Genomic DNA, 9133 nt, shown 5'->3' with positions numbered 1-9133 from the left:
GGCAGCGGCAGTGGTCCTAATACCAATATGCGGGTAAATGAAATACCCAATCCAATGAGTGGAACTCAAGGTTCTATGAATCCATCGACGGGTGTAAGCGGAAGTGCTGAGTCCGGTGTGGGCGGTAGCCGACTGACTAGCCCAAATACAGGTGGCAGCGGCAGTGGTCCTAATACCAATATGCGGGTAAATGAAATACCCAATCCAATGAGTGGAACTCAAGGTTCTATGAGTCCATCGACGGGTGTAAGCGGAAGTGCTGAGTCCGGTGTGGGCGGAAGCAGACTAACTAGTCCGAATACGGGTGGTAGCGGTAGCGGTCCTAATACCAACAATATGCGGGTAAATGGAACCACCAACTCGACTACAGATGGCGTGAATTCTACTACTGAGATAAATGGCACCACGAACAATAGTGGCAGTTCAAGTAATACTTCAGGTGCAGTTCAAGGACTCTGGTAAAACTTCTTCAGTTCTGCCTAATCACAGTATGTTTCTTAAGGATTTTGACTTGAATAAGAGTTGTGACTGGTGAATCTAACCTGCACATTGTTTAAGTTTACCAGTTACGCAACCCTAAGTTTTCCCTAAATTTTCTTGGAACTTGTTAAAGGCAGAAGTTGAATTTTTCTCAAGATTCACTACGGTGTAGTGGCAGATTATGTCTAATTCTGTTTGCTGGCTCGTTTTGAAAGCATCTCAAGAAATTTTGAGTTTTTAAGGCTCATATCATTCGGCTCATATCATTCATTGAATATTTCTGGATCGTTGAACCTATTCAGTGAGTGAATCGATGTGTAGTAACCAAAAAATGAAAACCTAATGGAGGAATAAACTACCATGAACAATATAAATACCATGAACAATATAAAAGACAACGTTGAACAAGCATTTCAAGAAGCTCATGAGCGCGAAGAAAGCACTCTTGAAAAAGCAAAAAAAACATTCAATTCTAAACTTCCAATCTCAACACCCGCAGCGTCTATTTCTAATAGTGTAGTTAGTGTTCATGAATTAAAATCACGGTTGAATTGGGGGGAACCTGGTTTGACGATTTTAGATGTTCGCGATCGCGATGCATTTGATGACTGCCGCATTTTGGGTGCCATGAATGTGCCCCTATCCACCTTGCCAGACGCAGTACAAAGTGTACTTCAACACAAGCGCGATATTTATGTCTATGGCAACAGCGATGAAGAATCTACAGCCGCTACCGATCTTTTGCGCGGGGCTGGTTTTTACCAAGTTGCAGTATTGCGGGGTGGCTTGGAAGCTTGGACAAAAATAGATGGTTCTATAGATGGAGTTGCTACAAATGTAGAGCCTGGTCCAGATGCCTATAATGTCTTTTCTCGACTCAAAGAGTTTGCTAGTGAGAGAGCTACTGAAAAGAGTTTGAAATAGCTGTAGTTGATAGCTATATGAGTGCTTTATAGTCTATCTTGACTAATGTAAACGATGTGTTTTAACTGTCCTTGTTATGTAGTTTTCTGATTTGAAGTTACATAATAAGGATTTTTTATGATTAAACTTAAACTTAAACTTCAACGCGATCGCGCCATAATCTTTCTTTTGGTTGAAGCTTTTTAATGAGTTTTACTCTTAAATTTATGTATTCAACAAAACAACTATTTTGGTCATCTATAAGGAGCAATTGTAATGTTAGAAAACAAAGTAAATCAAAACGACGAAACTAAAGTTCCAAACGATCCAACTGAGGTAGAAGCACCAAATTTAGCGCAGGCAGTCAAGCGCCCTGATAATACAGAAATCTCTGATGAACATCGTCCTTTTTTAGAAAAAGTGATGATCAATGGTGGCTTGTCCGATCCGTATGATGCCAGAGATATTACCGAAGTGGTTTTTCGGGTTATGCGCGATCTCATGACTACGGAAGCCGCCGATAAAGTGGAGGGAGAGTTACATGAAGAAGTTTTGGAGACAAAGGATAAAAGACTTCAAATGGAAATTTCAGAATTATGGAAAGACACTAACCCACTGGTTGGATTTTTAAGTCGAGTACGTCCACCTTGGCAAGGTCCTGGAATCTTCAAAATCACATCTGATCGCTTCTTGTTTCGAGTTGCAAACGAATCTGCAATGGCTCACCTGGTTGATAGAGACAAGGTAATTCAAGCAATTTTCTCTGCTACAAAAGATGAGTTATCAGAAGAGCGTATTCAAGAAGTAGCAAGCTGGTTACCTGATGTTGTCCGAGAACTTTGGGAACAGGCATAGCTCATATAAATGATAATAAGGGCACCCACATTAAAGGTGCCCTTAAATTTTAGTCATTAGGCTAATTAGACTTAAAAGTTTGGTATTTGTTCAATTTTTGTTTTTGCGTGGATGATCATCTTCTCAGCTTGAATATCAAATCGTTGCAGCCAAAGAGTCATTCCTGGCAGGTCGAAGCTGCTTAAATCTAAAAGCGTTGTAATCTGCTTTAAGATTGCTGCTCCTAACTCTGGGTTTAGTCCTTGCCCTTGAACCGACAAAATTTCTAGGTCGATTTTCTGTCCATCTGCATTCACTTTTGGAATCACTGTTGCAGAAAGAGATTTATCTTCATTAGATTCTTTTAGTACAAAATTAGATTCTTTTAGTACAAAGTCAATATCTAAAGACATGCTTCCACTGTCAAGTAAATGAATAGTTGCTCGATGAAACTCAATTGTGTAAAACTGCTGATCTACTTGCAATTTTAAGCCTTGAAGCTTGTTAGCAATATAGCTAGACGCTAGGGCACGATTGAGATCCTCTTCTGTTAAAACAATTTGAGCCTCAGCGTTAGCGGGTTGATCTAACTCAATGTTACCGAGAAGAGCGCTAAAAGGATTGATAGAAACTTTAGTTGTTTGAACTTCTAAAGATTCCATTCGTAGATCCTGTTTCATTACCATTCCTTTGCCGCTAATTTCTACGGAATCTACTTCTCCTTGAATGAATTTACCTGGATTTGTGCGAATGTCAATATTCAAATCTTCTACGTTATCTAACTGGTTTGAAATTCCGATTTCAGCTACTTTACTTAAAGCTTGTTCACCTAGGTCAGGGCTATTTGCGGTCATTCTGTAATCTCCAATTCATGTGATTTTCAGCAATTTGTTTCAGCAATTTAAAGAATGATTGCTGTATAGGCTTATCACTATGTGAGCAAATGGAGAGAGATTATTAATCTGTCTAAAGTGAGAGAATCTAACTTGCTATTTGTGCAAAGATATTCCAGAGATTAATTTGCAAATCAAAGCGATTTTATTCATAAAGTAGTTTATTAAATACTCAGAAAAATACTGTCCTTGAATAGAGTTTTGTAAGTTTCTAGAGGTTAATATTTCTAGAGGTTAATAAATGAGAGCGCGATCGCAGTTTTATCCACACAAAAAATTTCTATAGGAGTCCCAACTGATGGCAACTTTAGCTCAGACTGCTGCTTTTCTCTTAATTGCGCCTCCTGACCCAACAACTTATCCCGATCCTCCTGCGCCTGAGACTCCCCCTCCGGTTCCGATGCCTACGCCGGATTTGCCAAGTCCTTATCCGATGCCAGATCCACAGCCAGATTTACCCCCTATGACAACACCAGACATCCCTCCTGAAATCACACCGGGAGTTCCATCTGTATGAGTAGATTATCTACTCACACGGATTAATTGGCTCTAGTTGAGCTAGCATCCATGCTGGGAGAGCATTCTTATGAAAAATGCTCTCCCAAGCGTATAGAAACGTATTAGAGCGCCTTTAAAGCTAAACGAATTTTAATTTCATGTTTAAGAAAGATTTATTTCGTAGTTCTTGATACAGAATTAATTCTATAATTGTAGTGAGGAGGAAAATTTTGTTGCTCATTTCCTCTGTAGAATTATTATGGCTAATACAATTCATGTCCACGATGACCTACTCCTTTCTAGGCACCAGGACAATATCATGACCTCTTTAGCTCAACGTTTGCAAAGAGCTAAAAGTTCAAATGATTTCCGACTTATTCAACTGTTGGAGCAAGAACTAAAGCAAGTAGAACAAGAAGTTCCGCCTTTGGAACCGCGATCGCATTGGCTAACCACTATTCAAAACTGGTTAAGTAGAATCTCATCTAGCAAAGCTGAATTACAAGTTTCTCAGTTTGTTGATAGCGCTAGGGATATTTGGTGGTATGCCTTCGATCCACAAACTGGTCACTGTGTTTATGCAGATTCTGAAGCTGAGCTTCGCCTGTGGATTAGAGATAACTATCAGGGACGATAAACTGTCGTTTGCCTCTTAGCATCATGTCGGTGGCTGACTCTTAGAGGCATCGACATAAAAACCTGGAGTTTTGTAATCGTTGGGTAGGTAGTCTTCGGGAATTGTGCTGTGATTGCCATCTCGTAAAGCAAGAAAACTGGGAGACATGATTTCAATACCCACTTCATTGCACTTGTCTTGAATGTTTCTGTGTAAGTCTGAGTAGATTTCAGGGGAATATTCAGGACAATCAGTATAAGCATTGAGTTCATAGCTAACATTGAAGTCATTCAAGCTAGTTTGTAGAACGAAAGGTGCTGGATTGCTTAAAATTTGTGGTGTTGCTTGAGCCGCCTCAATTAGAACTTGATGAACTTTTTGCCAGGGGATGTCGTAGCCTAAAGTAATGGTTGTATGCAGAACTAAACCTGTAGTATCTCCTAAGTCTTTCGCCAATGTGCTGTAGTTGATTACATTGCTGCTTAAGATGGTTGAGTTTGGAATAGTAATCACTACATTTTTAGGAGTGCGAATTCGAGTCACTAACACATCTTTTTCAAGCACAATTCCGATGAGTTCACCAATTTTAATCATGTCTCCAATTTGGAATGAGCGTGTGTAGACTACGATAAATCCGCCAATAATGTTGGAGACAGCACTGGCGGCTCCTAGGGTTAGTAGCGCGCTAAGCACAAGTGAAACTCCTTGGAAAGCAGGTGATTTAAACCCTGGTATAAAAGGCATGGCGATCGCCAGTGCCAGTGCAAAAACGAAAAAGCGTACCAGTTGAAATGTAGGCTGTACCCAATCCGCATAGAACCAGGGCAATGAAATACTACCGAGTTTGATTTCTTTGAAAAATAGGTGAATAAATGCCAGAATTTCACGGGTAATAAACACAATTAAAACGAGAGTGAACAGGTTAGGCAAATATCCAACAATTGCCCGTTCAGTCTCTGCCAAAGTTGCGCCAATGATTGCCCAAAAATTACTGCTTAAACCTTGAGTCCAAGGGAAAAAACCAAAAATCATAAATAGGTAGACGCAAGCCAAAAATAGGTACAACACACTGCGCCCTAGTTCTGCAAAATGTAGAATCACGGTGATAAAAGGAGTAATTGGCAATACTCCTCTATTGGCATCCTTGAGGCGATCGCTGTAGTGTTCCAACCAATTTCCTAAGCGATCTAACGTGACTGCAAACAATTTGTTTAAAAGCCGAATCGTCAGCCAAAACAATAGGGTTGCTAAAATCGCATATCCAACTCCACGCACAATCTTTTCAATACTGCGTTGTTCTCGAAAAGTGATGAGAGACGACCGAATTGTTGCCACATATTTTTGGGTCAGAGTTTCCTGAGTTGCTCCTTCAGCCTTGGCATCTTCTGGCGTGATTGTTGTGATATGAACATTTTTTTCACCCGCCACAATCAGCGTAATTCCTTGAACGTTTTCTGCTCGAACAGATTCAGGCGAAATTTGCAAGTTACTGGCGACGGCTGACAGTTGTTCATTGGTCAGATTCGCCCGTTGTAGTGCTGAAAGTGGACCAAAATTGCTGCGAATTTGAAATAGAGTTTTACCGTCTAATACTACAGAGCCAGGTTCAGCCCCAATCGCCTGCTGAACTTCAGGGGCTAGAGGTGACTGCGATCGCGCTGGAGTGGCTCCGATCAGGTGCAATCCGACGATACAAACAACGCTAACCATTAAGATTTTGGTCAGCAGCAATGAAAAACGATCCAGCAGAAACAACACAGTTAGCATGAATAATTTGAATACTAATCACTATAAACACTGATCAACATCGGCTTGGCAAAATATTAGTCCTTTCAGCCTCCTGAAACTGGGAAAGAACCTCACTAAAGGCGTTGCTGAATGCAAGTATGATTTCTGACTGTAGGGTTGTGCCTACCCTGCTGGAGATGGAGGGCAACCACAGGAGATTGCCCCTACAAATTTCATCCCCAGATTCAGCAATGCCTGACTACAGGCTGGTAAAGTCTTCTTTTTAAGGTCTATTGAGTCAATGCCGAAGCCATTGTTATGTTTGTATCGCTAATGATTGCGTTATGAGCAATTTATCTCTAGTATTATTCTCTGTCAGATCTATACGGAAAAAGGAAGTGATCCTATGGCTAACTGGGAGGGTGTTCTTCAAACGCGCCTAAGATTCTTACTTGCTATTGCAGCGACCTCCGTTCTCCTCTCCGCTTCACTAATCGGGTTAGAGCCGCAGAAGATCGCCGCACAAACTACTCCAGCCTTGCCAACCTTCAAGCTGCCCGATTCCCTTCCAAGCGGCACCACTGTTAAGGTGGATGGCTCCAGTAGCATGATGTTAATGAACGAAGCGTTGAAAAAACGTTTTCAAGATAAGTTTCCAGGAGCGACTGTTAATCTAGCTGAGATTGGAACTGAGAAAGCGATAAAGTCTCTGCTTGATGGCAAGGTAAATATAGCAGCCGTGGGTCGTCCGCTCACCCAAGCAGAACAGGATCAAGGGTTGATTGAAGCTCCAATGAGTCGAGAGAAGGTTGCTATTATTGTTGGATCAAATAATTCATTTAATAAAAGCATTACATTTGATCAATTTGCGAGAATTTATCGCGGTGAAATCACGGACTGGTCACAGCTTGGCGGCGCACCAGGTCCGATTCGCATGGTCGATCGCCCCGACTTCAGTGATACTCGGAGGGCGTTAAGCCAATACACAGTATTTCAAGGTAAACCTTTTAAAACGGGTAGTACTGCCACCACTGTTGCGGAAGATAGTACAGCAGCAGTTATTCAAAAACTCGGTAAAGACGGTATTGGTTATGCGATCGCAGATCAAGTAGTCGATCAACCCACTGTCAAAGTGTTGCCTTTGCATGAAACCCTGCCAGATGACCCGCGCTACCCCTTCTCTCAGCACCGTGGCTATGTCTATCAGGGGGAACCAGATCCTGCAACACTCGCTTTTTTGGGCATTGCGGTTTCAAAACCAGGACAGGAAGTCGTTCAAGCCGCCAAACCCACTGAAGCTAAATCGGCTGAAACCAATCCTGCTGTAGGTGCGATGGGTTCTCCCAGTCTAACTGCCTCCTCAACGGTTGCACCTTCTGCCAGCATTTCTCCCACCGTTGATCCTGCCGCCACAGAGTCTCCTACTGTGGCACCCACGGCTGAAACTCAAACCGCTGATTCCTCTGCCATGGTCGCGACTGAGACTCGTCCATTTCCCTGGTGGTGGTTAGTGTTGCCTTTAGTGGGATTAGGCGGTTTATTGGCAGCGATGAAGGGGCGGTCTTTAGCCGTGCCAGTTGCGGCTCCACTGGCGGTTCCACTGGCGGCTTTAGACCCCGATCGCAGTCGGATCGTTTTGACTCCCAAAACCTGTCGCGCTGCTTATGCCTATTGGGAACTGTCTGACAAAGACAAAGCTGCTTTTGGCGGTCAATCCGGGCACAATCTAGCACTACGTCTCTATGATGTCACCAGTGCTGACCTAAATCGGCAGTCAGCCCAGAGCGTGAAACAATTTGATCTCCGTGAGAATGAGCAGGATCATCATCTGCCCCTTACTTTAGACGATCGCGATTATGTTGTAGAACTAGGGTCTGTAGCTGAAAACGGTGACTGGCTTAAGATTGCCCGTTCTGAGGCTGTGCGGGTTCCTGCTTGCACTCCTGCTGAAAAGATTCGGTTTGCCGCAACCGCAGCGGCAGGCGCAACCGCCCCGCCCCTTAGCACAGCCGCGATCGCATCAGGAGCCGGAGCCGCCGCTGTCGCAGGTGTCGCGGGGTTGGGCTTAGCCGGAGCAGGTGCGATCGCTGCCAGTACAGCCCTAGCTGGACAATCCACACCCGCTGCGACATCTGAAACAGTTCCTCCAGAGATCGAGTCTGTTGACTCCAACCAAATTATTCTGGTGCCTCGTAGCGCTGATAGCGCCTATGCCTATTGGGAGGTTTCTGAAGAGAGTAAGGCAGCCTTGAAGCAACAGGGCGGCGAAAATTTGACTTTGCGGGTGCATGATATCACCGATATAAATTTCGATCGCTATCCCGCGCACAGCACTCAACAGCATTCTTGCAGTGACTTGGATACCGATCAGCATGTGCCCATTTCCCGCAGCGATCGCGATTACATTGCAGAGTTAGGCTACCTGACTCAAGATAACCGCTGGCTTGAACTTGCCAAATCTGAGGCGGTTCGAGTGCCTGCTGCTCAACTTGCTAAACCCCCTGGAGCCTTTGCTGTTGCTGCCGCTGCTGCTGCAACCTCAACTAAACTACCCACTACAAACCGCGCCGCGCCGCCCCAAGGTATTGCTTCTGCGCTAGCCGGGGGAGCCGCTGCTGTGGCGGGAGTGGGGGCTATGGCAAAATCCTTTTTAGAGAAAGGAAGCTCAACTGTTGAAAGCGATCAGGAAAGCGATCGCGTTGAAACCGAGTCTGACACCTTGGCTCCCGATCTCCGCATCATCCTAGTGCCTCGCACCTCAGATCAAGCCTATGCTTATTGGGAAGTCGCCAATTCTCAAAAAGAACCCTTGCGACAACAAGGTGGAAAACAGCTAACACTGAGGATTCACGATGTGACCAATATCGATATTGATCATCAGCCTCCTCATAGCACCGAAGCCTATCCCTGCCTGGAAACCGACCATGATAAACACATTCCCATTCCAACAGGAGGAACCTCCTATGAAGAGTTGGGATACCGCGATTATCTTGCTGAATTGGGCTATTTCACCGACGATAATCACTGGCTAACGATAGTGCGCTCTCTGCATGTGCGGATTCCTCAAACGAACGAACGAATAGTTTAGGACACAAGGATACTTAAGAGACAAGAAATAGTTGTTTTGACTTTCTCTTGTGCTGCTCTAACTTAAGCGAATGACGAATGGCGAATGGCGAAT

The 9133-nt window shown here is 43.8% G+C and carries 8 protein-coding genes; 6 read left to right on the top strand and 2 right to left on the bottom strand.

The window, feature by feature from the left end; genetic code table 11:
• From AB3R30_RS15835 to AB3R30_RS15825, 3 genes are all read left to right on the top strand, one after another.
• A partial coding sequence (locus tag AB3R30_RS15835; RefSeq protein WP_458650170.1) for a hypothetical protein occupies window positions 1-462 on the top strand: 462 nt, incomplete at its 5' end.
• A 378-nt stretch (window positions 463-840) separates the two neighbouring features.
• The gene (locus AB3R30_RS15830; RefSeq protein WP_458650169.1) at window positions 841-1404 is read left to right on the top strand and encodes a rhodanese-like domain-containing protein; all 564 of its coding nucleotides are present in this window, start codon (window positions 841-843) and stop codon (window positions 1402-1404) included.
• A 255-nt stretch (window positions 1405-1659) separates the two neighbouring features.
• Window positions 1660-2238 (top strand): DUF2267 domain-containing protein, encoded by a 579-nt coding sequence (locus AB3R30_RS15825; RefSeq protein WP_458650168.1) that lies wholly within the window; start codon window positions 1660-1662, stop codon window positions 2236-2238.
• A gap of 71 nt (window positions 2239-2309) precedes the next feature.
• On the opposite strand, the gene AB3R30_RS15820 is transcribed toward AB3R30_RS15825, so the two are convergent.
• Window positions 2310-3071 (bottom strand): LmeA family phospholipid-binding protein, encoded by a 762-nt coding sequence (locus AB3R30_RS15820; protein ID WP_458650167.1) that lies wholly within the window; start codon window positions 3069-3071, stop codon window positions 2310-2312.
• A gap of 337 nt (window positions 3072-3408) precedes the next feature.
• Here AB3R30_RS15820 and AB3R30_RS15815 point away from each other — a divergent pair, with 337 nt between their 5' ends.
• Entirely contained in the window at window positions 3409-3627 is a 219-nt protein-coding gene (locus tag AB3R30_RS15815; RefSeq protein WP_458650166.1) for a hypothetical protein, read from the top strand.
• Between the two features lie 300 nt (window positions 3628-3927).
• Window positions 3928-4245, top strand: a complete 318-nt coding sequence (locus AB3R30_RS15810; RefSeq protein WP_458650165.1) for a hypothetical protein — start codon at window positions 3928-3930, stop codon at window positions 4243-4245.
• Between the two features lie 21 nt (window positions 4246-4266).
• On the opposite strand, the gene AB3R30_RS15805 is transcribed toward AB3R30_RS15810, so the two are convergent.
• Window positions 4267-5991, bottom strand: coding sequence for a mechanosensitive ion channel family protein (locus AB3R30_RS15805; protein WP_458650164.1), 1725 nt, complete (start codon window positions 5989-5991; stop codon window positions 4267-4269).
• A gap of 367 nt (window positions 5992-6358) precedes the next feature.
• On the opposite strand from AB3R30_RS15805, the gene AB3R30_RS15800 reads away from it, so the two are divergent.
• Complete coding sequence (locus tag AB3R30_RS15800) at window positions 6359-9040, top strand: DUF4912 domain-containing protein (RefSeq protein WP_458650163.1); 2682 nt, start codon at window positions 6359-6361, stop codon at window positions 9038-9040.
• Window positions 9041-9133: the final 93 nt, after the last annotated feature.

The sequence above is a fragment of the Sivoneniella epilithica UHCC 1019 genome (assembly GCF_040830845.1).
Classification (GTDB): Bacteria; Cyanobacteriota; Cyanobacteriia; order Leptolyngbyales; family Leptolyngbyaceae; genus ULC077BIN1.
This window is presented reverse-complemented; position numbering and strand designations above follow the sequence as displayed.

What these genes read in the sequence shown, in the direction of transcription:
- AB3R30_RS15805 (WP_458650164.1), bottom strand. Translation starts at nt 5,991, where the DNA reads ATGCTAACTGTGTTGTTTCTGCTGGATCGTTTTTCATTGCTGCTGACC.
- AB3R30_RS15810 (WP_458650165.1), top strand. Translation starts at nt 3,928, where the DNA reads ATGACCTCTTTAGCTCAACGTTTGCAAAGAGCTAAAAGTTCAAATGAT.
- AB3R30_RS15825 (WP_458650168.1), top strand. Translation starts at nt 1,660, where the DNA reads ATGTTAGAAAACAAAGTAAATCAAAACGACGAAACTAAAGTTCCAAAC.
- AB3R30_RS15830 (WP_458650169.1), top strand. Translation starts at nt 841, where the DNA reads ATGAACAATATAAATACCATGAACAATATAAAAGACAACGTTGAACAA.
- AB3R30_RS15800 (WP_458650163.1), top strand. Translation starts at nt 6,359, where the DNA reads ATGGCTAACTGGGAGGGTGTTCTTCAAACGCGCCTAAGATTCTTACTT.
- AB3R30_RS15820 (WP_458650167.1), bottom strand. Translation starts at nt 3,071, where the DNA reads ATGACCGCAAATAGCCCTGACCTAGGTGAACAAGCTTTAAGTAAAGTA.
- AB3R30_RS15815 (WP_458650166.1), top strand. Translation starts at nt 3,409, where the DNA reads ATGGCAACTTTAGCTCAGACTGCTGCTTTTCTCTTAATTGCGCCTCCT.